Annotated in this window: 14 protein-coding genes; 8 read left to right on the top strand and 6 right to left on the bottom strand. The window is 45.7% G+C overall.

What is annotated here, in order from left to right; all coding sequences use genetic code 11:
* Positions 1-6 precede the first annotated feature (6 nt).
* From M2134_RS12255 to M2134_RS12225, 7 genes are all read left to right on the top strand, one after another.
* Positions 7-3,282 (top strand): efflux RND transporter permease subunit, encoded by a 3,276-nt coding sequence (locus M2134_RS12255; RefSeq protein ID WP_280751715.1) that lies wholly within the window; start codon positions 7-9, stop codon positions 3,280-3,282.
* Positions 3,283-3,295: 13 nt separating this feature from the next.
* Positions 3,296-4,315 carry a hypothetical protein gene (locus M2134_RS12250; protein ID WP_280751716.1) on the top strand — a complete coding sequence of 340 codons (1,020 nt, stop codon included), beginning with the start codon at positions 3,296-3,298 and terminating at the stop codon, positions 4,313-4,315.
* Between the two features lie 102 nt (positions 4,316-4,417).
* On the top strand, positions 4,418-5,635 hold the full coding sequence (locus tag M2134_RS12245; protein WP_280751717.1) for a 6-bladed beta-propeller: 1,218 nt from the start codon (positions 4,418-4,420) through the stop codon (positions 5,633-5,635).
* Position 5,636: 1 nt separating this feature from the next.
* Complete coding sequence (locus tag M2134_RS12240; protein WP_280751718.1) at positions 5,637-6,818, top strand: 6-bladed beta-propeller; 1,182 nt, start codon at positions 5,637-5,639, stop codon at positions 6,816-6,818.
* Positions 6,819-6,960: 142 nt separating this feature from the next.
* Positions 6,961-8,514 carry a M28 family peptidase gene (locus tag M2134_RS12235; protein ID WP_280751719.1) on the top strand — a complete coding sequence of 518 codons (1,554 nt, stop codon included), beginning with the start codon at positions 6,961-6,963 and terminating at the stop codon, positions 8,512-8,514.
* 66 nt (positions 8,515-8,580) lie between these two features.
* Positions 8,581-9,285, top strand: a complete 705-nt coding sequence (locus M2134_RS12230; RefSeq protein WP_280751720.1) for an SAM-dependent methyltransferase — start codon at positions 8,581-8,583, stop codon at positions 9,283-9,285.
* Between the two features lie 8 nt (positions 9,286-9,293).
* Entirely contained in the window at positions 9,294-9,878 is a 585-nt protein-coding gene (locus tag M2134_RS12225) for an acyltransferase (protein WP_280751721.1), read from the top strand.
* 7 nt (positions 9,879-9,885) lie between these two features.
* On the opposite strand, the gene M2134_RS12220 is transcribed toward M2134_RS12225, so the two are convergent.
* The 4 genes from M2134_RS12220 to M2134_RS12205 form a co-directional block, all read right to left on the bottom strand.
* A complete protein-coding gene (locus M2134_RS12220) occupies positions 9,886-10,581 on the bottom strand; it encodes an NAD-dependent deacylase (RefSeq protein ID WP_280751722.1) in 696 nt (231 codons plus the stop codon).
* Positions 10,582-10,861: 280 nt separating this feature from the next.
* The gene (locus tag M2134_RS12215; protein ID WP_280751784.1) at positions 10,862-13,741 is read right to left on the bottom strand and encodes a glycosyl hydrolase 115 family protein; all 2,880 of its coding nucleotides are present in this window, start codon (positions 13,739-13,741) and stop codon (positions 10,862-10,864) included.
* 156 nt (positions 13,742-13,897) lie between these two features.
* Positions 13,898-15,547, bottom strand: a complete 1,650-nt coding sequence (locus M2134_RS12210; RefSeq protein WP_280751723.1) for a RagB/SusD family nutrient uptake outer membrane protein — start codon at positions 15,545-15,547, stop codon at positions 13,898-13,900.
* Between the two features lie 106 nt (positions 15,548-15,653).
* Positions 15,654-18,641: a TonB-dependent receptor gene (locus M2134_RS12205; RefSeq protein WP_280751724.1), complete on the bottom strand. Its 2,988-nt coding sequence runs from the start codon at positions 18,639-18,641 to the stop codon at positions 15,654-15,656.
* A gap of 309 nt (positions 18,642-18,950) precedes the next feature.
* Between M2134_RS12205 and M2134_RS12200 the strand changes: the two genes are divergently transcribed.
* Positions 18,951-23,003 (top strand): hybrid sensor histidine kinase/response regulator transcription factor, encoded by a 4,053-nt coding sequence (locus tag M2134_RS12200; RefSeq protein ID WP_280751725.1) that lies wholly within the window; start codon positions 18,951-18,953, stop codon positions 23,001-23,003.
* 3 nt (positions 23,004-23,006) lie between these two features.
* On the opposite strand, the gene nadC is transcribed toward M2134_RS12200, so the two are convergent.
* Positions 23,007-23,846 (bottom strand): carboxylating nicotinate-nucleotide diphosphorylase, encoded by an 840-nt coding sequence (nadC, locus tag M2134_RS12195; RefSeq protein WP_280751726.1) that lies wholly within the window; start codon positions 23,844-23,846, stop codon positions 23,007-23,009.
* A gap of 8 nt (positions 23,847-23,854) precedes the next feature.
* A complete protein-coding gene (locus tag M2134_RS12190; RefSeq protein ID WP_280751727.1) occupies positions 23,855-24,226 on the bottom strand; it encodes a DUF4783 domain-containing protein in 372 nt (123 codons plus the stop codon).
* Positions 24,227-24,282 lie beyond the last annotated feature (56 nt).

Genomic DNA, 24,282 nt, shown 5'->3' with positions numbered 1-24,282 from the left:
GCGGGAATGGATAAGAAGAAACAGCCCATATCGTCGTTCACTATTATTGTCGCCTTTGTCTGCATTGCCTTGGCGGGGATCGCTTTTGTGCCTTTATTGCCCATTAAGCTCTCGCCCTCGCGCGTATTGCCTCAGTTGACAGTCAGCTATAACTTCCCGAACAATTCCGCCCGTGTCATCGAGATGGAGGTCACCTCGCGTCTGGAGGCTATGCTGGCGCGTATCAAAGGGATCCGTAATATCAACTCCACCTCCGGCAACGGCTGGGGATATATCACCCTGGAGCTCGACAAACATACCGATATCGACGCCGCCCGCTTCGAGGCCTCCACCATTGTGCGGCAGACCTGGCCCAGCCTGCCCGACGGACTGAGCTATCCGGTGCTCGAGATGCGCCGTCCCGATGAGAACGACTCCCGCCCGTTTATCAGTTATACACTGAATGCCGCGGCCACTCCGATCTTTATCCAGCGCTTTGCCGAGGAGCAGATCAAACCCCGGCTGGCCAGCATCCCCGGCATCTATCGCGTGGATGTGAGCGGAGCCACACCGATGGAATGGCGCCTGGAATACGATAGCCGCCAGCTTACCGAGGTAGGCGTTTCCCTGAATGATATTCAACAGGCTATCTCACAATATTATCAGAAAGAATTCCTGGGCATCGCCCTGACCGAAGGTAGCGAATCGTCGGAGGAATGGATACGCCTGGCGTTGGTGCCTGAATACAGCGACAACGGATTTGACGCTACCCGCATCACCCTCACCTCCCAGACGGGTCAGCTGATCCGGCTCGACCAGCTCGTGAAGGTCACTCGCCAGGAAGAGGCACCGCGCAACTATTTCCGTATCAACGGACTCAACTCCATTTACCTCTCGATCCGGGCCGACGACATGGCCAATCAGCTGGATCTGGCCAAGAAAGTGAAAGCGGAGATGGATCATATCCGCACCATCCTTCCGGCCGGTTATGAGGTGCATACCAGCTATGACGCCACGGAATATATCCAGAAAGAGCTGGATAAGATATACCTCCGCTCCGGCTTGACCTTGCTGATCCTCTTACTGTTCGTCCTATTGATCACGCGCAACTTCAAATACCTCTTATTGATCGCCATCAGCATAGCGGTCAATCTGGGCATCGCCGTTATCCTCTACTATCTCCTGAAGCTGGAGATACAGCTCTATTCACTGGCCGGTATCACGATCTCGCTCAGTCTGATCATCGACAACACCATTGTCATGACCGACCATATCCGCAACCGCCATGACCGGGGGGCTTTCCTGGCGATCCTGGCGGCTACGCTTACCACCATGGGGGCCTTGTGTATGATCTTCTTCCTCGACGAACGGTTGCGGTTGAACCTGCAGGACTTCGCGGCGGTGGTGATCATCAACCTGGGTGTTTCCCTCTTTATTGCCCTCTTCCTCGTACCGGCGTTGATCGACAAGATGGGACTATTGCGGAAAAAGAAAAAAACGAAGCAGCCTCGTCGGCGTTTTGCCCGCGCGCGCCGTTTTATGAAACGTTTCCCGGTCTACTTCACCCGCTATTACCAGATACAGATACGTTTCCTGGTGCGTCATCGTGTGATTGCCATCATCGCCATTATCCTATTGTTCGGACTGCCGGTCTTTATGCTGCCCGAAAAGATCGAACTCGATGAGGCGAAGCGGGAAACCATGTCGCCCTGGCAGCTCTCTCTGGCAGAGAAATACAATACGATCGTTGCCAAAGAGACCTATAAAGAGAAGATCAAACCTATCATTGAAAAATCATTGGGAGGCACGCTCCGCCTGTTTGTGCAGAAGGTGTACAACGGCAGCTATTTCACCCGCAGCGAAGAGGTGGTACTAAGCATTACGGCCTCGATGCCCAACGGGACCACGCTCGATCAGATGAATCATTTGGTCAAGCAAATGGAGTCCTACCTGAGTACCCACAAAGAGATCCGCCAGTTCCAGACCAATATAAACAGTCCCCGCCAGGCACGGATACAGGTCTATTTCACCCGCGAAAGCGAACGCACCGGGTTCCCGTACACCCTGAAGAGCCAGGTGATCAGCCGGGCACTCGAACTGGGTGGTGGTAGCTGGAGCGTGTATGGGTTACAGGATCAGGGATTCAATAACGATGTGCGTGAGAGTGCCGGGAGCTATCGCATCGTGATGTACGGATACAATTACGACGAACTGTTTGAATGGGCAGAAAAGCTGAAAGCAAACCTTCTCGGCAACCGTCGTATCAAAGAGGTGATAATCAATTCGGAGTTTTCCTGGTACAAAGATGATTACCAGGAGTTCTCTTTCAACCTGAACAAAGCACGCATGGCGCAGGAGAATATCCTGCCGATCCAGCTTTTTGCCTCCATCCGTCCGGTGTTTGGCAAAGACATAGCCACGGGAAGTGTGATTGTGGATAACGAGACCGAACGATTGAAGCTCAACTCGCGTCAATCCCGGGAGTTCGATATATGGAATATGCAATATGTCCCTCAGCTTGTTAATGGGAAGTATTATAAACTAGCCGAACTGGCCGAGGTCGAAAAGGGGCAGATGCCTCAACAGGTAGCCAAGGTGAACCAGCAATACCGTCTCTGTCTGCAATACGAATATATTGGCGCATCAAACCAGGGCACCCGTATCCAGGAACGGACACTCAAAGAGTTTAACGCCGACCTGCCCATGGGGTATACGGCCGAAAGGGAGGGGTATTCCTATTCTTGGGGGAAGAAAGACAATAAGCAATACCTGCTTCTGTTGTTGATCATTGTGATCATCTTCTTTACGACAAGTATCCTTTTCAACTCCTTCAAGCAGCCGCTGGCGGTTATCTTTGTGATACCCATCTCTTATATCGGGGTGTTCCTCACCTTCTATTGGTTTAAGCTCAATTTCGACCAGGGAGGATTTGCCTCTTTCGTTTTGCTTTGCGGGATCACGGTGAATGCCAGTATCTACATCATCAACGAATACAACCAGCTCCGGGAGCGCCATCCGCAGATGTCATCCCTCAGGCTCTACCTGAAAGCGTGGAATGCGAAGGTGACTCCAATCTTCCTGACGGTGGTCTCCACCGTCCTGGGTTTTATTCCTTTTATGGTGGGAAGCACCAAAGAAGCCTTCTGGTTCCCCCTGGCAGCCGGAACAATCGGTGGACTCATCATGTCGGTCATCGCCATCTTCTTCTTCCTGCCCATCTTCTCGCTCAACAAAAAGGTGGCAGGCGTAAAAGTAAAAAAGAAGAGAGGGAAAGGAGTTAGGAGAAAAGAATCGAAGAATTGAAAATATTGTTATTGTGAAAAATACATCTCCCTTATTGTTTATGTGTCTACTCTCTTTTGCTATCTCCTGCGGGGAGAAAGAAAAAGAGATCGTTTCCGTTGTTTCCCTGGCAGAAAGTGAGCCGCTGGTGACCCATGTGTGGAAGGAAAACTCCTTGGCAAGTTATTCTAAAGACCTATTTGTGACAGACTCTCATCACTTCTTCCTCGATGCCTTGGGGGATACCCTGTTACGGGTGTACCCCAAAGACGATCCGATGACTCTTACTTCGTATGCGTTGAAAGAAGAGGGGGCTTCCATGTTGCAATCCCTTGAATTTGTTAAAGGCAATAGCCGCTATCCGAATAGTGATAAGGGGCTTTGGCTTGTCAATGGTAAGAGAGAATTTGTAGAACTCTCTTACGAGGCATCTCCCGTTGAAATATTGAACCGGATCCCGCTACCGGCCAGGGCTGGTCGTAGCTTTGACTATCACCTGGCAGAAGAGGAGATGTATAGCGTCCCCAGCTTTGGGGATGAAAAGACGGCCTTCTACTTTTTTCATCCCGATTCGGGCTATTACCGGGTGGGGATGGACGATTCCACAAACCAACAATACCAACGTACACGGAATGCCTACCTGAATAATATGAAAGTGAACGAATCGGAAGCGACAATCGTGTGTGCGTTTCGTTTTTTCAACCGCGTGGTTTTCTATGATATGCGGGGAACAATCAAACAGCGTATCACGGTGGGAGAGGAGGCTATCATGCCGGATAACCCGAATAATACAATCAATATGAAGGAGGCGACGAAATGCTTTATCCATCTGGCAGCGACCGATCAATATGTGTATTGTCTCTATGACGGATCCACAGATTACAGCGCCCCGTCCCGGATCGTTATCTTCGACTGGAAAGGCAATCACCACAAGACACTTCAAACAGATCGCTCACTTAAGAAAATAGCCGTCGACCCAACAGATCAATATATCTTAGCCCTGACTCCTTCGGAGAATAACGAAGGACAGGAGGTTGTGAGGTATGAGTTGTAGCAACAACAGATAAAAACTTTGTGCGCCTTTGTGTTACTTGGTGGCTAAAATATATATCTTAGGGAAGTTTTTACCACGAAGTAACTTTTATAATAAAAAAGTATGAAAAATATAATTTTGTTTTTTCTTCTCACTATGACATCGTGTGTTTTTAATAATAAAAAAAACGAAATTGATACGATGGAGTCAAATGTGGATATGTACATTGTGGATATAGACAATGCAAAAAGAGGTGGACTTGTAAAAACATCTTCTATTTTTAAGTCTGTATCCGCAATCCCTTTAGAAACAAGGGAGGATTGCTTGATTGGAAAGATAAACAATGTGCAAGTGACTGATGAATATATATTTATATTGGACGGGGAACATGCTAAATCGTTGTATGGATTTTACAAAAATGGCGCTTTTTTTATGAAATATGGAAATTTGGGGAATGGTCCAGGTGAATATCATTCGACATCTGATTTTACAATAGATAAAAACAGCCATGAGATTCTCATATTTGATAATCACTCTATGAAGGTGCTGTTTTATGATATTAATACTGGCGACTATATTCGAACTGTGGCTGTAGGTGGAGAAGGGTTGACTCGGTTTAATGTGCAATATTATGAAAATAAGATATATATGGACAATTTCTCGTTTGAGTATTTCGATGACGAATCATATTTGATGAATTGTCTTGACTTAAACAACCCGAAAAAAGAATATCAAATTTTAAAATCTGCAGATTACAACAAGGGTTTCAGCGGAGTTATACTTACAGATGGATCCTTTTATTCCCGAACATATGGGAGTCCTAAGTATATCCCTTATTGGGGAGATACTGTTATTTCATTAAATACAAACTCTGTTACTCCATATTTAGTATTAAAAAGTCGTAAGTTTATATCCGTAGATGACCTAAAAGGTTTAGACTTTAAATATGATGATGAGGTATGGGATAAAGTGTTTAAAAAGAATAAAATATATAATATAAGCAATTACTTGGAGACGGATCGATACATATATTTTAAATTCTTAGAAGGTCTTGTAAGTAATACTGTTTTATTCGACAAAAAAGATGGTTTTACTATGCTGTTTGATATAATCATCGACGATATGGTGTATGCAGATCCGGAGAGAGCAGCATTGTACCACAATTTTATTTGTTCGGACTCAAAAGGTTTTTATGCCTATATTTATCCAAGTAAAATGCATGAGTTTTATGAAATAGCTCAAAACGGGTTTTTGTCCAAAAAAATGCAAGAAGAAAATTTCATATCAAATTTAAAGGAAGATTCTAATCCGATAATATTTTTCTATTCGATAGATCAATAAAATGAGCAGGTTACAACACTTAATAACAATAGGGGTATTTGTTTGTTTTCTATATAGTTGCGAAAGCAAGTCTTCAAGAGAGTCTGCCGAAGGAGGGAGTGTCGTCAAATTTGATTTTCAGAAAGAGCTGAAAAGTATACATGATATTGACTTGATACGAGATGTCGATATAATCAGTTTAGACTGCGAAGATGTTATAATCGGCCGTATTGACAAGGTTATAAAATTCGATACGATCATTTATCTTATGGATAAAACTCAGAATAGAAGTGTCTATTTGTTTAGCGATAAGGGTAATTTTATTCGATCTATAGATCACTATGGTAATGGACCTAACGAATACATCCAGCTTACCGATATGTTTATTAACCCGACTGATTCTACGCTAAATATAGTAAGTAGAGCCGATCAAAAAATACTCAAACTCAATTTGGCCGGAAACATATTGTATGAAGTAAAGAAAACAGCTAAATCATTTACGTCCATCTCAAAGACTAATGAAGGATATGTAGCTTATATGGGTAATTATTCCCAAGATAAAGAATATCCATACAATTTATGGAGGTTGAATGAGCATTTCGACCCGATAGAATATCATTTTGAAATAGAGAGTTGGCAGGAAGGGCACTACTCTTCCAATGGATATGCTTTCTCCTCCTATAAAGGCAATAACTATTATATTACTCCAGGGGATTTTAATATCTATTCTTTATCTGACGGACAAATAAAAGTAGCTTATTCGTATGATTTAGGTCGCTTGCACTGGCCGAAGCTAAGTGAACAAGAATGGAGTGACGATAAGAAATTGTTTGAGATGAAAAACAAATACATCTATCATTTCTACCATTTTCAAGAAACAGACAGTCACTTGATAGTAAACTTTTTGTATCAAGGACAATACATTCTGGGGGTATGTGATAAAAAGAAGCGAGAAGCTGACTTGGTAAAGTTAGATCCTTACGAAGGGAAATACTTTTTCTCTTTTGGAGCCATTGTCGGTTTGGATGAAAACACGATTTATACGGTTGTCGAGTCATCGACAATCAAAAGAATTTGGGACGGAAAGGATGAATACAACAACTATGAGGAGAAATTTCCTTCTCAAGTGAAGAACCTGAAAGATAAATTTGATATCGTAAGAGATGATGGCAATCCCTTTTTAATCATGTATACCATTGATTGATATGCTCTTCATAAGATCAGACTTTCCAATCAGCCACAGAAGATCTTATCATTGCCAGGTGGGTGTTTACTAGGAAAATCGTTTAAACTGCTCAACTTTTTTTATCTTTGCGAAAAGTCGTACTTATTAATCTAAACAGAAGATGAAGAGATCATGTATGGGTAGCCTGATTTGTTTGCTGCTCGCCACGTTATCGTTGACCGCGCAGGAGTCGGTTGTGAATAAAATTATTGAGATCGGTCAGACCGACAACCGTACCATGCATCATATCGATGTGTTGACCAACCGTTTCGGCGGGCGCCCGATCGGCTCGGATGCCTATGCGAACGCGGCTGACTGGATGGTGCGCGAGTTTAAAAGCTGGGGGCTTGATGTCGCCTTGGAAGAGGCGGGCACGATGCCTGTCGGCTTCAATCGGGGTCCCTGGTTCGGACGTATGCTGAGCGATGACGGCATGATTCTTCATTTTGCTACTCCCTCTTATACCTCCGGTACGAAAGGGTTGCAGCGGGGGCATGTGTTGATCGAACCGCGCACACAGGAGGAGTTCGACCGCATGAAAACCCGTCTTAACGGCGCCTGGGTGCTTATTTCTGGAAAAAATGAGGGGTGGCCTGTCGACCGCTCGCCTATGGGTGATTCCATTCGCGCGGCTATCAAAAAGGAAAACCAGGAGATCCTGGAAGAAAACCGCCAACGGATGCGTCAGCCCAACTCCGGCACTTCGCCGATGGCGCCCCGAACACTGCGGGAATTCCCGGCTCTTTTTTATAAGGAGATGTGCGAAGCCGGCGTCTTGGGCTTTATTCAGTCTTCGTCTGTGCCTATCCGCGCGCTTTATGATCGTAAGATGATCGATGCCAACCTGATCGATTTCGACCATCTGCCCGAGGTGCCCGATATCAAACTCGATGAACATCAGTTTGCCGTGATCGAACGCATGGTGAAAGAACGGCGCGAGTTTTTGTTGGAATTCGATATCCGCAACCATTTTAAGATTGGCCCGGTGCCCTATCACAATGTGGTGGGATCGATTAAAGGCAGTAAATACCCCGATGAATATGTGATTATCAGCGGACACCTGGATGCTTTTGATGTGGCTACCGGTGGCATCGACTGCGCAACCGGCATCGGTCCTATGATGGAGGCGGCTCGTATGCTTGCCCTTTCGGGAGCCAAACCCAAACGTACGATTCTCTTTGTGGCTTTTGCTGGTGAAGAGTTCGGGTTGCTCGGTGCCCAGGCTTGGGTGAAGTCTCATCCGAAGAAACTGCCGAAAATAGCCAACCTCTTCAACCGCGACGGCGGGCCGACGCCTCCGGTGGGCATCAGCGTGCCCAAAACCTGGTATAAAGATATTGTCAAGATATGCGAACCGATCAAGCGGATCCGACCGGATTATCCGTTTGAGGTGAAAGAGATTGAGCAACCACGCCGTAAACCGATAGCAATAGGCGGTACCGATGCCTCTGTTTTTGCGGTGCAAGGCGTGCCGACCATTGGGTTTAGTACGCAGGATTTCAAGGGCTATGACTTCAATTATGGAGAAATATGGCATACAGAGCGCGACCTGTACACCAAAAACATTCCGGAATACCAGGAGCATACGGCCACCGTTACGGCGATTGTCGCCTTGGGCATTGCCAACCTCGATAAACAGCTGACGCGCGAAGGTGTTTACCAGCCGGAAGAGTGATCGGACGATCACTTTTTCCCGGTATATGGAAAATTTCCTGTACTTTTGTTCTAAAAGAAACCCTGTATGCAACCTGCTCTCTATCTGATCCCGGTGACGCTGGGAGAAACGTCGCATGAACAAGTGCTTCCCGCCTACAACCGGGAGGTGATCATCACGTTGCGCCATTTCATTGTGGAAAATATACGGACGGCTCGTCGCTTTCTGAAGAAAACAGCTCCGGCGATCGTTATCGACGACCTCACTTTCTATGAATTGAATAAACATACGACGCCGGAAGAGGTGACCGGCTACCTGGCGCCTTTGGCTAAGGGGGAATCGGTAGGGATTATTTCCGAAGCCGGTTGTCCGGCTATTGCCGATCCGGGAGCCGATGTGGTGGCGATGGCGCAGCGACAAGGATACCGGGTGGTTCCCTTGGTGGGACCCTCTTCTATCCTGATGGCTTTGATGGCCTCCGGCTTCAATGGACAGAGCTTTGCTTTTCATGGCTATCTGCCGATCGACGGCAACGAGCGGACGCAGATGATCAAGAAACTCGAAGGACGTGTCTATGGTGAGAATCAAACGCAGTTGTTTATCGAAACGCCTTACCGGAACAATAAACTGGCCGAGGAACTGCTTCGCACCTGCCGTCCGGGCAGCCGACTTTGCATCGCCAGCAATATCACCTGCGAAGATGAATCGATCCGCACCCGTACCATCAAAGAGTGGCAGGGGAAACTGCCCGATATGAATAAAAAACCGACCATCTTTTTACTTTATAAATAAGCTATCGTATGGATACTCCCCTCTATTTCGCACATGAGACCGCGGTGGTCGATGCCGGATGCCGCATCGGCGACGGCACACGGATCTGGCATTTCTCCCATATCATGGAAGGCTGCGTGATTGGTAACTTCTGCAATATCGGACAGAATGTGGTGGTCTCTCCGCAGGTGATCCTGGGCGATCATGTGAAGGTGCAGAACAATGTGTCGATTTATACGGGGGTGATTTGCGAAAACGATGTATTTCTTGGGCCGAGCTGTGTGTTTACCAATGTGGTGAATCCGCGTAGTGCCATCGATCGTCGTGGCCAGTATCAGCAAACACTGGTGCGAAGAGGGGCTACGATTGGGGCGAATGCGACGGTCATCTGTGGGCATATGATTGGTGAATATGCCATGGTGGGCGCAGGCAGTGTGGTGACCAAAGATGTTCCTCCATACGCCTTGGTGGTAGGTAACCCGGCCCGTCAGATCGGTTGGGTCAGCGAAGCAGGCGAACGATTGAGCTTCAATGAAGAGGGTATCGCCGTATGCCCGTATGACGGCAGCCGCTATCGCCTGGAAGACAACAGTCTAATCCGCCTGTACGAATAGGCATTTCCTATATATATTGTTGTAAAAGCGTAGTCAATTGGCGGACACCTTCCGAGGCGCCGCTACGGATCACCTGTATGTCTTTGCGGTGGGTCGTCACCTCTTTCGGGTCGATCAGGTAGACCGGAATACCGCTTGGCGCATAACTGAGCAGCCCGGCAGCCGGATAGACATTCAAGGAGGTGCCAATGACCACGAAGATATCGGCCTGTTGTGTAAGCACTATGGCCGGTTCGATCATCGGTACCGGCTCACCAAACCAGACGACAAAGGGACGAAGCTGATGCCCTTTCGCGTCGCGGTCGCCCAGGTGAATATCCGGATTCTCCGGCGGAAGATCGTATGTTGTATGGAAATCCTCCATGGTGCAGGCTTTCATCAGTTCGCCATGCAGGTGTAAGACCCGCGAGCTTCCCGCCCGTTCATGCAGGTTGTCGATGTTTTGTGTGATAATCTCCACCTCGAAATCTTTTTCGAGTGCCGCCAGCCCCTTATGTCCGGCGTTAGGGAAGGTCTTCAATAACTCCCGGCGACGATAATTATAAAACTCCAACACCAGTTTCGGATCGCGCCGAAAAGCCTCCGGCGTAGCCACATCCTCCACCCGGTAACGGTTCCAAAGCCCGTCTGAATCACGAAACGTCGCAATCCCACTCTCCGCACTCATCCCGGCTCCTGTCAATACAACCAGTTTTTTCTTCATAAAGAAATCATTTACGCTATCTGACAAATGTATGAAAAATAATGAGACGAAGTGATATTTGGAGAAGGGAGTGGTTAGTGAGTAGTGAGTAGTGGTTAGTTGAGGGAAGAGGATATTAAATTGTGTAAGATGTGAGTTTTTAGTATCATAAAAATAGTATCAAAATTTCTCCTCCTTAGCAAAGGAGGAGAAATTTTATCACTACTTTTATACTACTTTTGGGATCCTGAATTCCATCCCCTTTTTCTGATGCAAATATGTTCTTTTAAATAATCCTTCACTACCTTTTCACCAAGGTAGGCTCAGGCCCCAGGTAGGAACGTTTCATTCCTCCGAAATCGATCACTACTTTCTGGATCACCATGCCGGGATCACCGCAGAGTAGTTTCAGGGTATGTTTACCGGGTTTTGTTATATTCATGTTAATCGCATGAATAGAACTGTTGCGGGCTACATTGATGGTCCACAGGCTGGAGTATTCTTTCGACGCTGTAGTCATCCAATGCAGCATGCCATTGTCTATCATCACACCATAACGTGTATCCCGTTGAGAATTCACTGGGAAGAGGGGTAAAGCATAGACGTAGACGGTAGCTGTACCGGCGCTGAAACTATAGAAATCATATTCTGCTTTGGGCGCTCGAGCTATATTCCCCGATCGTTGGGAGGGTTTTACCGCTTCGCCCAACTGCACGCACTCTCCTTCATATCCCAACCCTTTGATAGTTCTGATCGTAATATCTTTGTTTTCCTGTTTGCGATGGAATAGGCCGGCCTGGATGGATACATAGCCGTTTTCTTCTACATATAATCCTTCCAAATCGCTTACAGTGGGCGAGGTCGGGTTGAATATCGGCAGATAGACTGTTTCTTTCTTATCGCCGGAAACGATCTCTATCTCACCTGTGATATTTGCGCCTATCGGAGCTTTTTGCCAATCGACATGGACAAGAATGCGATCCTGGTATTGTGTTTTTCCTGACTTTTTATCTAATTGGATCCAGTCGGAAGCGGTTGAGGCTTTCCAATGAAAAGCTTTATCTCCTTTGTTGTAGAGCTCGATAAAAGATCCTTTGTTTGTATAAGGATTTAAACAGGGTAACACATGGATGTTGTCGACCCCATAATCGGTTTGTTTGCCCGGGGTGAAGATACGCATATCTTCGCCGGAAGCTATCGTGATCGTATCGAGGGGAGGCATCTTCTGGTAAGTGGCTGTCCAACCCGGAGCCAGGCTCATCATGCGATTCCATTTGCCATTCAATAATTTATTATAGCGATCGGTATATATCTGGATACTGTCGTGGTAGCTCCGTGCCAGATCCGCGTATGATTGAGTCGCGGCGCGTCCCTGCCGTGCATACCAGCGATTTTGCTGTGCCGTCAGCATCTTCTTATTCATAAGCGTTGCTCCTTTCACCGGATAGAATACTAATTCATAAAAGGCCGGCTTATAGGCTTCGGGCAAGGCATTTAGTATTTCTTGTGCTTTTCCGGCTATGCGATCGTATTCCGCCATCCGTTTTTCTGCTTCGTTGTAGTTGATAAAGGAGAAATCGGTATTAAGAAGTTGGGCCTGCCCATTGGAATGATTCCATTCGAATCCCCAACCCATCGCTTCCGGTTTGCGTTGGAAGCCTAACTGAAAATAGCTATTAAAGATATCCTGCAGATCCTGTTGGTATTTCTCACCAAATAGCGAAGCCAGATACTCGGCGTTGAAAGTATAAGCCTTATCGAAGTCGAAGCGGTCGATGTCCCAGGCCATATCCAGGAAAAACTTCATGCCGATCTCTCCCGGTTTGATATCGCCTACGTTCAATAGCCAGTATCGGTCGGCGCCTGTGTCATAGGCTTTTTTCATCTCTTCATAGATAAGAGTTGGGGGTGTCGTGTTCAACCACAGATAATCATGCGGTTCACCCAAATACGAAATGTGGTAGTAGACACCGGAGCCTCCTTTTCGTTTTTGCTCATTCTCGTCACTTAATCTTTTTATGTATCCATAGTTATCATCCGGCCATACGATCGTGACCTCTTCGGGCAGTTTAAGTCCTTTTTCATAAATGTCTAATACCTCTTTATAGGGAACAAATATTTGTGGTATCTCCTCTATCGGTTTGTCGATGTGTTTGCTAAGGATACTGCGTTGGTCGTGCATGGCTTGTTCCGTTACACTGACTTTCTGGCTGTCGGGTACACCGATCATTCCTCCGTCGTGTATGCCTCTCATGGCCAATACATAGGCATTTTCATACGGGGCTACTTCGGAAACCCGGTTGTCGAGCACCCGGTTGATCCCCTCTTTATTCCGAAGGTAGTTCCATTCGCCGTTTACCTTATTGTCCCACTCGGTTGTATTATTATACAATAGCGGTTCGCAGTGTGACGAGGTGACGACGATAGCATATTTGTCGGCAATCACTTTATTTTCAGGGATCAGGTTAAACGCCGTAGTCTGGGGGTGCATAGCAGGAGCCAACATATTTCCTTTCATACGAAGGATAAGCTCACATACTTTTGCATAGGTTTTAGGACCGGCATTCCCCACTTCGGGTTCCCATGTTTCGGCCGCCCAGGGGCGGAATCCCCAGCCTTCGTCGTTGATGAAAATCCCCCGGTACTTAACCGTTGGCGCTTTTGATGCATAGCTTACCGGCGATATATATAAGGCGTTCTGTTGTTTTACCAGCACATCGGCCCACCAATACAGGGGAGAAACACCGATTGCTTCCGAGACGGCAAATGTGCCGTAAGCTGTTCCCCGTCGATCGCATCCGACAATGACCAATAGCTTATCTATTCCTTTGGCCGGATTGTCTACGGTTTGAATCAGGTATTGTTCCCAGCCATTCTCAATAGACGAAACATCTACTTTCTTTTCTTCAATCAATTTATCAATAAAAGAACTTTTCCCCCATGTGCCGATGACAACGGCTACGTTGGATTTTACTTTTGCAGAAGCGATCACCCGGCTTTTCTTCCCTGTTACCTGCCGGATATCATCAGCAAACAGAGATGCCGTCAGTTTGACTACTTCGTGATCAGCCGGGTCGATATAGATATCCGCGGCCGCCTCTTTATTGACCAAAGGAAAATCACTCCCGGATTGTTGCTGCTTATTGACTTTTACCTGTGAGAACAGAGCTGTCGCATTCATCAACAGGAGGCATATCAATAGAATATTTACTAGTGTTTTCTTTCTCATCGTGCTTAAAAAATTATTGATTGAAGATCCTAAAAAGAACCCATTAGCCGATTGAAACTCGGCTAATGGGTTGATACAATCTTTTAGCCTGTAATTAACTTAACTGTCTTATTCATAACCAGGGTTCTGTTCGAGCACCGCTCCGATATTCGCTTCTATCGCAGAATGCGGTATCGGCCATACATTATATTTCTCCAACATACCCACACCATCACCGTTCGTTGCCGGATTAGCATAATAGGGATTGAAGCGTTTTACGCGATCGTAGAGTTTGCCTGTTCGCATAAGTGTTATTCTTCGTTTTTCTTCGATGCCCAGTTCACGAATGCGTTCATCCAAGATATAATCCAGATCTACTTGCTCGGCGGTAACAGGGGTTGCGTTCGCTCTGTTTCTGACTTCATTTATATCTGCTGCCGCTTTTGCTTTATCGTTTAGAGCCAGATAGGCTTCTGCTCTCAATAAATAGGTCTCTGCCAGACGGAACATATACTGATCGGTGTAGGTTGCTCCTGCACTCGATTTCAGATCACCCCTTTCTTTATTTGAATAGAGCGGATCGGGATGGTTAAATGGAGTGGTTATCTTACTTTGATAAGCATAAAGGAAACGTCCCGGGACTGTCATGCTTCCTCCCTGGCCGACGATTAAGTTGGCGGGTGGATTGTCTACGTCGATGCTATCGATGCCAAATTGCTGTTTAAAGCTTTCGTTATGTACGGCAAATTTGCGTACAAAATTGTGATTCGCATTGCGTATGTCATTATGGAAATCGCTTTCCCAAACGGTGTTGCTGTAATGGTGGGTTGAAATACCCCAACCAATACCACGTCCGCCGGTATAGTCACTCACCGGCCATCGGAAAGGGGTATAATCTTTCCCGTCGACACGCAATTTCACATCTCTGACCATAGGAGCAAAGTTTCTTTCGAAGCAATAGTTGCCGGTTGTTTTAGCTGTTACGGTAGAGCTACCGCCACCGGGTAAATCTGTTTCGTATTGGATCACCCAAATAGCTTCAGTATTTCCTGAACCACGATTCTGATTATTCATGCGGAACAGGTCCCAATAGACATCACCGGGTGTCTCGTTCGCTCGTGAACCGAAACGGTTTTGCATCAGCTTCATGGCTGAGTTATCAATGACTTTACTGGCTGCCGCCGCCGCTTCGCTGTATTTCCCTGTTGCCAGGTATAATTCAGCCAAGAGATGATAAGCAGCAGTTGAAGATACTTCACCATCTTTTACGGCTGTAATATCTTTCAGGTTTTCGGCTGCAAACTTCACGTCAGTGATGGCTTGTTCCAATGTCGCTTCTTTCGTGGCTCTTACGAAGTCGGTCTTCGGAGTACTTATCTCTTCGAGCACCAAAGGCACACCACCATAGAGATAGGCTAATGTTCTGTAAGAAAGTCCCCGAAAAAAAGAGGCTTTGGCTTTGAACAAGGCTCTTGTCTCTGCCGGGAACTCCTCTTTCGTGTCAATACGATCAATCACGACATTGGCGCCGGCGATAATTTTGTATAGGTTATTCCAATGAATTCTGGGGATGGTGGCTGTCGGATGATAAGCCGCAGACATATTGCCATGCTTCTCCGTACCTCCGGGTTCTCCGTCGAATACCAGGTCGGTGCCATAGATATAGTCCATAGGACGATATTCGTCGTATCCGTAAAATTCCCAACGAATCAGGTCGTATAGGTCATTCACCGACATATCGAAATCGGTTTCCGTTTGAAAAGAATTTTCTGTACTCATAAAGTCCAGCGGTTTTTCTCTCAAAAAACTGTCTTCATTGCAACCTGTCAGGCAACAACCCGCCAGAATGCAACATGCGATATATTTTTTCATATGATTCATGCAATTAAAGTGTAATATTTAATCCAAAAGTAAAACTTCTCAATACCGGTCTTCCAAAATAATCGCTACCGGCTTCCGGATCCCATCCTTTCCAGTCGGTGATGGTGATCAGGTTCTTTCCGTTAAGGAATAGGTCCAGGTGTTCAACGCCAATTCTATTGATCCATTTCTTAGGGAAGTTATAAGAGATGTTTACGTCTTGCAGGCGAATAAAGCTTCTGTCCTGGTAGAGCGTAGGAACGAGCGTACCAGACGTAGTTGCCAGTGAATAGGTCGCGTTCGGGTTATTGGGCGACCAATAGGCTGCAGCCATTTCGCTGATCCGGTTCCAACGACGGTCGTTGGCATTACCTCGTGTGATCGCACTGGAGTTGCTCTGCAAATAGCCATCACTACCACCCTGTACGGAGTTGATAAAGAAGCTGAGAGAGAAATCTTTGTAGCGGAACTTATTCATAAGACCAAGCCGATAGGCCGGGTCGCCTTTCCCTACGATGACACGGTCGTCAACCGTAACATCTCCTTCGCCGGTCGTATCTCGGATCTTATAATTCCCCGCATGATATCCTTTGGGTATATCATCGCTCAACTGCCAAATCCCGTCAATGATATAATTGTAGATGGCCGAAGTAGACTGGCCGATAAACAGATTACTTGCAATCAAGTCGTCCTCTTTGCCATCTCCGTCCATATCCTGTCCTAATAAAGAGAGTATTTTGTTCTGGTTCGATGAGATGTTGAAAGTGGTCTCCCATTCAAAGTCTTTCGTTACAATATTTCTGGAGCTAAGTGTCAACTCAATACCGCGGTTCCTTATTTTCCCGATATTCGAACTTACCTGTGAGAATCCGGTCAAGGTCGGAATAGCCATATCATACAACAGGTCTTTTGTTTCTGTTTGGTAGGCCTCGATCGTTCCGTTTAAGCGGTTCTTGAAGAGGTTGAAGTCTACACCCATATTGAAACCGGCTGTTTTCTCCCATTTCAGGTCTTTATTCGCCATGGAGTTGATTTGTTGACGGATTTCAGTAGCTCCTCCGTCTCCGAAAACATATCCCGAAGCTGTTGTTACCTTCGCCTGTGATTTATAACGAGAGGTAAGGTTACCGCTGATACCCCAACCTCCACGGATTTTCAGATAGTCAACCCAGGAAACGCGGAAGAAATCCTCTTCTGATAATAGCCAGGCTAAAGCAACGGAAGGGAAAACCGCGGTTTTATTATTCTCAGCAAAACCGGAGAACCCGTCACGACGCACGGTGGCTGTCATCAGATAACGATCGTTGAATTTATAGTTTACACGGGCCATCTGATACAACAAAGCCTCTTTCCAAGCATCCGAATAGGTGTATTGGTCTTTTCCTAACTCTAAGGCGTTATAGCCCAAGGTGAGTCGTTCAAACTTCTGTGAATCGGCATTCGTATAGCTATACTTACGCTCACTGGCTCCATACAATAACGTGGCAGCAATGCTGTGACGTCCAAATGTGTTATTGTAGTTCAGGATATTATCAATCGTATAGTCGTGGTAGCTGGTATGTCGTTTATAGGCTTGACCTGTCAAGCTTGCTCCATACTCATTTGCCCGGAAACTCTCGTCGATACGGTAATTATTACCAAAATTCACCCGATAGGTCAAGCCTTTTATAGGAAGAGTGATCTCTGCGTAGGTATTGGCAAAGAAGTAATTGTGGCGTTCGCGGTCGCTTACATCCGATCCCATAAACGGATTTGTATCCAATGTTTGGAATGGGTAGGGCACAATATTCCCTTTTTCGTCATACGGTTCAATCAGCGGGTTCTGCGTGATTAATGCCCATACGCCCGGTTCTGCTCCGTCCTGATTGACAAATGAACCAAAAGCCTGCACACCTAATTTGGCCCATGTATACGGTTGGGCATCCAGGTTGATACGGATACTATTTCTTTTGAAGTCATCATTCAGGATATACCCTTCCTGCGTGACGTTTTCAAAAGAGATCAAATAAGAAACATCCTTATTTCCACCCGATACACTCAGGCGATTCTCAAAGATAGACCCGGTACGCGTGCCTTCATCCCACCAGTTATAGTCATAAGGGGAAATGCCATCGCTTTGGCTGTTGTCCAACATCACAATGTCCGGCAAATAGTCTGCCATCTTAAAATCAGGATTAGGCGTTGTGTAATCGGGACCCATATACGCCTTATCATACCATAATTTTTTTGTATAATCAAAATACTCTTCCCGGTTCATGGGGCGAAGGTTTTTTGTCGGATTAGAGATGGAATAGGCTGAAGAAAAAGATACTTTCGCTTTACCCTCTTTTCCTTTTTTGGTGGTGATTAATAGGACACCGTTTGCTGCCTGAGCTCCATATACAGCCGTTGCACTGGCATCTTTCAATATATCGATCGACTCTATGTCGTTCGGGTTAATAGAAGACAACGAGCTGGTATAGATAATACCGTCTAACACGATTAGTACGCTTGTGTTTCCGGACAGCGTATTCTTGCCTCGAATAGAGATAGAAGGTGTTGAACCTGCTGTCGTTGTTTGTCCGATGTTCAATCCCGGCACCGTTCCTTGCAGAGACTGAATGACGTTTGTGTTAGGTGATTTCTCGAAGTCTTTCAGGTTCGCACTTACTACGGCACCGGTCAGGTCCGATTTCTTCATACTGCCATAGCCGATGACTACGACCTCATCGAGTGTTTGGGTGTCTTCCAGTAAACGGATATTCAGGGTGGTTTTTCCATTTATGGCTACCTCTTGTGTTATATAGCCGATATAAGAAAATATCAACACATCGTTGCTTGCGGCCTCTACGTTATAATAGCCATCAAAATCGGTTATTGTACCTGTCGTTTTGTCTTTTATTCTGACATTAACGCCAATAACTGATTCGCCGGAGACATCTGTGACTTGTCCCCTGACTTGTATATCCTGGGCAAACCCCGGGATAGGGAGTGAGAATAGAATTGCTAAAATCCAATAATGAAAATGTTTCATGAATAGTAATGATTTAAAATTGATCACTTTTAGTTAACTCAAATACCCCTCTTGTATAAAGGGGGTTTGGCTGTTGTTTTGTTTTTAATCCGTTGTGTTTCTCATAGGCAGATGAATTTAATTTATAGGGCGAAAATAGAGTAGAATGAGTGAGTCGGTCGTCCTTATTCTATTGAAAGCCGTCGCTATTCTGTCAGTGGAAGAATGGTGGTTGGTTTTTGAAAGAATAGAGTCGGTCGCTGCGATTGCAAATGGTGATTTTTGTAGAATACGATAAACGTGTTAACTTTGATGTAAAGCGACCCGAAAATGATACGACATATTCACTTCAAACTCCTTCTTTTAAGCCTTTCTGTTTTCCTTCAAGCGACTGTTTTCAGCCAGCAGATTCCCACGATTAATCTGGTGGTGAAAGATGGTCTGTCGAGCTATTATGTAACAGATATCACGCAAGATAAAGCCGGTTTTATGTGGTTTGCCACCAAATATGGATTAAGCCGGTATGACGGGGATAAGTTTACGGTTTATATCAAAAAACCGAATGAAGAAATACTGAACAGCAATGATATATACAGAGTCGAGGCAGATACAATCCAAAACAGGGTTTGGATAGGCAACCGATGGTCCGGTATAAACGTGTTCGATTGCGAAACGGAGCTGTTTCTTTCGTTCTTACATGACGCGAATGACCCTGCCTCTTTGATCTCCAATGAAATAAAAGATATATTGGTAACTACGAAGGGTGATGTATGGATTGCCACCGATAAGGGATTGGATAGGTACGATGCTGTGAACGGACAGTTCATTCATTACAATAGTTCAACGTTCGCCGGTTTTCCACCCGAAGGGGTAAACACCCTGGCGGAAGGCACACAAGGACGGTTATATCTTGGACATATCTACGGCGGTTTTTCTATTTTCTCTCCTGAAGAGAAGAACATCAGAAACTTTAAACATATTTCGGGTAACAATAACTCGCTTGCCAATAATATGGTACATTCCATCTTTACGGATGTCGACTCAAGGGTCTGGATCGCAACGGATAGGGGTTTATCTATTTTAGAACCAGCTACAGATACTTTCCGGAATTTTAAAGATGCCAAAGGGCTTCATCATTCGATTGTTGAGACTGTCAATTCTATACATCAGACAAGCGACGGACGTATATGGGCAGGAACGCATTGCGATCTTTGTTATTTCGATGTAAAAGATCTCGAGATGATCTTCTCCGGAGAAAAAGATGTCAACCATATGTTTATACAGGATTTGCATTGGGGTATCTCGAATCCGAGTGTTTACGCTATTTTTGAAGATTCTTATAAAAATCTCTGGATAGGCTCGAACGGAGGAGGCGCCAGCTTTATTAGCCGGACATCCTCTTTTTTTAATAGCTGGCGAATCGACAAAATACCCGGAGTTGTCAACGGATTGAATGATAAAGAGGTATTAACCATCTGTGTCGATAAGGATGAAAATATCTGGATGGGCACCGACGGAGGAGGTATCAATGTAAACCGAAATGGGAGAAATGGAGAGGTACATTCAAGTAAAACCGGCGATGCCTCAAGCGTAGCCTATCATTCTTCTTTGAAAGATTCTAATGATGATTTATGGTTTGGCGGAGTAAACCTTGAAATAGATATTTTTAAAGCCGAAGGAGGAACGGCGCATTACAAACCAAAAGGCGATACTTTTTTTGTCTTTTGTCTTTTCGAAGATGATCAGAAAAATGTTTGGATAGCGACCGACAACGGGCTGGAGATATACAACCTGGAAACAAAAGAGAAGAGATTCCTGCAGAAAGAGAATAGCGATTTACCGACCAATGCGATTCGAGCCGTCTCGCAGGATAAAGCGGGTAATATCTGGATTGGTATGCTAAACAAAGGAATTACGGTTTTTAACCCATCCAGTAAGGAAATGACCCACTTGAATGAGGATACCCCCTTTCATTACAACCAGATCAATCAGATTTTCAGAGATTCGAAAGACAATATGTGGGTAGCCATGACAGAAGGACTGGCTCTTTTCCCCGAAGGGCGACTTGATCAGTATCAACTGTATGACTCGAAGAAGGGATTGGCCAGTAATCAGGTGTGCGCGATAGAAGAAGATGAAGAGGGGAATATCTGGGTGAGTACCAACCAGGGTATTAGCTGTCTCTTGGTGGGAGAGGAACGATTCTTAAACTACGATCATACGGAAGGGGCTTTGTTTGGTACCTATATGGGGCATTCCGTTGCCAAAACCAAAGATGGCACGATCTATTTTGGTAGTATAAACGGCGTCTGTTACTTTAATCCGAAGGATAGACCGGTCAATGTGATTCTCCCTCCGGTGATGTTTACTGAGTTCAGAGTCCATAACAGAAATCCCCACGAAGACGCCATAGACACCTCTTGTCCGATGGGGAAGAATATGGTTTCTCTGACATACGATCAGAATATTTTCAGTGTCTCTTTCAATGTGATGGATAAATCTCTCCAGGGGAAAGTGGAATATGCCTATATGTTGGAAGGGTTGACAGACGCTTGGGTAAATACGGATGGCGACAACCTGGTGACATTCCGCAATATCCCGCCTCATACCTATAAATTGCATATAAAAGCCCGCTATAAGAATCAGGCATGGCAGGAAAACTATTCGACACTCACGATTCTTATTCATCCCCCTTTGTGGCAGACATGGTGGGCGAAGTGTTTCTATATTGTTTGTTTTGTTCTTTTTCTTCTCTTTATCATTCGCTCCTATAAAAGGCGCTTACAACTACGTAACTCATTGATTCTCGAAAAAGAAAAAACAAAAAAGCAGCAGGAGCTGAATGAAGAACGGTTGCGGTTTTACACAAATATAACCCATGAATTGAAGACTCCTCTCACGTTGATCCTGGGTCCTCTCGAGGATTTGCAAAGCGATCCTAAGGTGCAATATGAACACAAAGATCAATTATCGCTTATTCATAAGAACAGCATCCGACTCTTAAATCTGGTCACCCAAATACTGGAATTCCGAAAGACAGAAACACAAAACAAAAAGCTCTGTGTGGCTCAAGGTGATATCTCCGCGAGTATTCTGGAGATGGCGTTGAAGTATAAGGAGCTAAACAGGAATAAGGCGATCGATTTTGAAATCCGAATCGATACAGATAAGACGCAACTCTATTTCGATCAGGAGGTGATCTCCATGATTATCGACAATCTTATTTCCAATGCCTTTAAGTATACCAATAAAGGAGTTATAACGCTTACGTTACGATCTGTGGTGGCTGATGGTATTGATTATACCGAAATCGAGGTGTCCGATACCGGTATCGGCATACCCGAAGAAGACCTCTCGCGCATTTTTGATCGTTATTATCAGGCCAGTAAGAAAAGAAATGTACCTGGCTTCGGCATAGGGTTGGCTTTGGTGAAGAACCTGGTTGAATTGCACGAAGGCAGTATCTCGGTCGATAGCAAGCCGGAGGTAGGTTCTTCTTTTTGTGTTCGCCTGATCACCCATAATTCCTATCCGGACGCCATCCATATAGCCCCGGTTGTCAAAGCAGAGGAGATAGATGAGGAGCAGTTGAACAAGCCGATTGTCCTGGTGGTTGAAGATGAAAATGATATCCGCGACTATATTGCCAATGCGTTGATGAATACCTACGAGATAGTGGTGGCGGAAAACGGAGAACAGGGCTTTCAGATGGCCTTAGAAAGTATTCCGGACCTTATTGTCAGCGATATTATGATGCCGGTCATGGATGGGGTGGAACTATGCCGGCAAGTGAAAGCCCATGTGGCCACCAGTCATATTCCGGTTATTCTGTTGACAGCCAAAGATAGCCTGCAGGATAAAACGGAAGGATACACCGCCGGGGCGGATTCCTATATCATAAAACCATTTAGCGCCTTTCTGTTGAAGAGCCGTATCGCCAACCTGTTGGATGCGCGGAAAAAGATTGCTTCTCAGATCTCATCGAACGCTTCCTTGAAGTTGTCTATCATCAAGGATTCTTTAAACAAGATCGACAATGAGTTTATTGAAAAGATCGTGAAAGTGGTCGAGGATAATCTGACGGAAGAGAAAATAGATATGCCGACAATCGCGCAGGAGTTGTCCATGAGTTATTCGTCCCTATACCGAAAGGTCAAGGCCTTGACAGGGGTGTCGACCGGTGAGTTTGTACGCAAAATACGGATGCGAAAAGCCGAGCAGCTGCTCCTGTCGGGGAAATACAATATCTCTGAAATAGCTTTCCAAGTTGGACTGAACTCGGTATCCTATTTCAGAGAATGTTTTAAAGAAGAATTTGGTCTCTCTCCTTCTGAGTATATCAAAAAGATAAAAGAGGAAAAGGGCTTGGAAGCCGGGAAGTAATACTTACACCGCCTTCAGGCTCATATCCAGGCTCTTGACCGAATGGGTGAGGGCTCCGACGGAGATGTAGTCGACACCGGTTTCAGCGTAGTCGCGCAGCGTGGCGAAGGTGATGCCTCCGGATGATTCCAGTTCATAGCGGCCGGCAACCATCTCAACAGCTTTGCGGGTGTTCTCTACATTGAAATTGTCGAGCATGATGCGGTCGATGCCGCCTACCTGCATGGCCTCCTGCAATTCGTCGAAGTTGCGCACTTCGATCTCTATCTTCAGGTTTTTGCCTTTCTCGCGGAGGTATTCCTGTGCACGGGTGATGGCCTGGGTGATGCCTCCGGCAAAGTCTACGTGATTGTCTTTCAACAGGATCATATCAAATAAGCCAATACGGTGGTTCACGCCGCCGCCAATCTTCACCGCCTCTTTTTCCAACATACGCATGCCGGGCGTTGTCTTGCGGGTATCGAGTACGCGGGTTTTCGTCCCTTCCAAAGCTTTGACATATTTACGGGTGGTGGTGGCTATTCCGCTCATGCGTTGCATCACGTTGAGCACCAAGCGCTCGGTTTGCAACAACGATTGCACTTTTCCTTCCACCGTAAAAGCGATCTCTCCCACTTTTACTTCCGTGCCGTCTTGAATGAAGATGTCGATCTTCAGGTCCGGGTCGAACGCGTGAAAGATACGTTTGGCTATTTCGATGCCTGCCAATACACCCTCTTCTTTGATGATCAACTGGCTTTTCCCCATGGCTGTAGCGGGGATGGATGATAATGTCGTATGGTCGCCATCGCCGATATCTTCGGCAAAGGCCAGTTTGATTAAGTCCTCAATAAAATGATTCATTTGTTATTTTATTCTATTCTGATTGATTGTATAATCGCTTTGTCTCCATCTGCGCGGTAGGTGAGATTGATGCGGAACTCCCCGTTGGCTGTTGGCAATTTGGCCACAAAGAAACCGTTCTCTTTCTTGTCGGCATGATGAAGCAGGTTGAATCCGCTCGGTTTGTTCGCGCCGAAAAAGGTGTTTAGCATCGTTACCGCCTCTGCCGCATTGGCCTTTTTGGAAGATCCCGGCAGGGCTACATCGACCTCCTGATCCATCTGCGCTTGAATGGATGTCGCGTTTCCTTTTTTGAAGGCTTCGGTTATCGGTGTGATGTCGGCGGCAAATACTCCCAATGTGGAGAAGATAAGCACCAGGGTTAAAAGCATTCGTTTCATATTCATGTCCTCCTTTTGCTTTAGGGTGATAGGATGCGTTTCACATTCACTATCTT

The sequence above is a fragment of the Parabacteroides sp. PM6-13 genome, from assembly GCF_029892605.1.
In the GTDB taxonomy this organism is placed as follows: domain Bacteria; phylum Bacteroidota; class Bacteroidia; order Bacteroidales; family Tannerellaceae; genus QVMG01.
Note: the sequence above shows the minus strand (reverse complement) of the source record. Positions and strands in the feature narration are given on the sequence as shown.

Bases quoted from the DNA above. Each gene is read 5' to 3' on its own strand.
- nadC (WP_280751726.1), bottom strand. From the start codon at position 23,846: ATGAATCATTTTATTGAGGACTTAATCAAACTGGCCTTTGCCGAAGAT.
- M2134_RS12220 (WP_280751722.1), bottom strand. From the start codon at position 10,581: ATGAAGAAAAAACTGGTTGTATTGACAGGAGCCGGGATGAGTGCGGAG.
- M2134_RS12225 (WP_280751721.1), top strand. From the start codon at position 9,294: ATGGATACTCCCCTCTATTTCGCACATGAGACCGCGGTGGTCGATGCC.
- M2134_RS12235 (WP_280751719.1), top strand. From the start codon at position 6,961: ATGAAGAGATCATGTATGGGTAGCCTGATTTGTTTGCTGCTCGCCACG.
- M2134_RS12210 (WP_280751723.1), bottom strand. From the start codon at position 15,547: ATGAGTACAGAAAATTCTTTTCAAACGGAAACCGATTTCGATATGTCG.
- M2134_RS12240 (WP_280751718.1), top strand. From the start codon at position 5,637: ATGAGCAGGTTACAACACTTAATAACAATAGGGGTATTTGTTTGTTTT.
- M2134_RS12255 (WP_280751715.1), top strand. From the start codon at position 7: ATGGATAAGAAGAAACAGCCCATATCGTCGTTCACTATTATTGTCGCC.
- M2134_RS12245 (WP_280751717.1), top strand. From the start codon at position 4,418: ATGAAAAATATAATTTTGTTTTTTCTTCTCACTATGACATCGTGTGTT.
- M2134_RS12200 (WP_280751725.1), top strand. From the start codon at position 18,951: ATGATACGACATATTCACTTCAAACTCCTTCTTTTAAGCCTTTCTGTT.
- M2134_RS12190 (WP_280751727.1), bottom strand. From the start codon at position 24,226: ATGAAACGAATGCTTTTAACCCTGGTGCTTATCTTCTCCACATTGGGA.
- M2134_RS12205 (WP_280751724.1), bottom strand. From the start codon at position 18,641: ATGAAACATTTTCATTATTGGATTTTAGCAATTCTATTCTCACTCCCT.
- M2134_RS12230 (WP_280751720.1), top strand. From the start codon at position 8,581: ATGCAACCTGCTCTCTATCTGATCCCGGTGACGCTGGGAGAAACGTCG.
- M2134_RS12215 (WP_280751784.1), bottom strand. From the start codon at position 13,741: ATGAATGCGACAGCTCTGTTCTCACAGGTAAAAGTCAATAAGCAGCAA.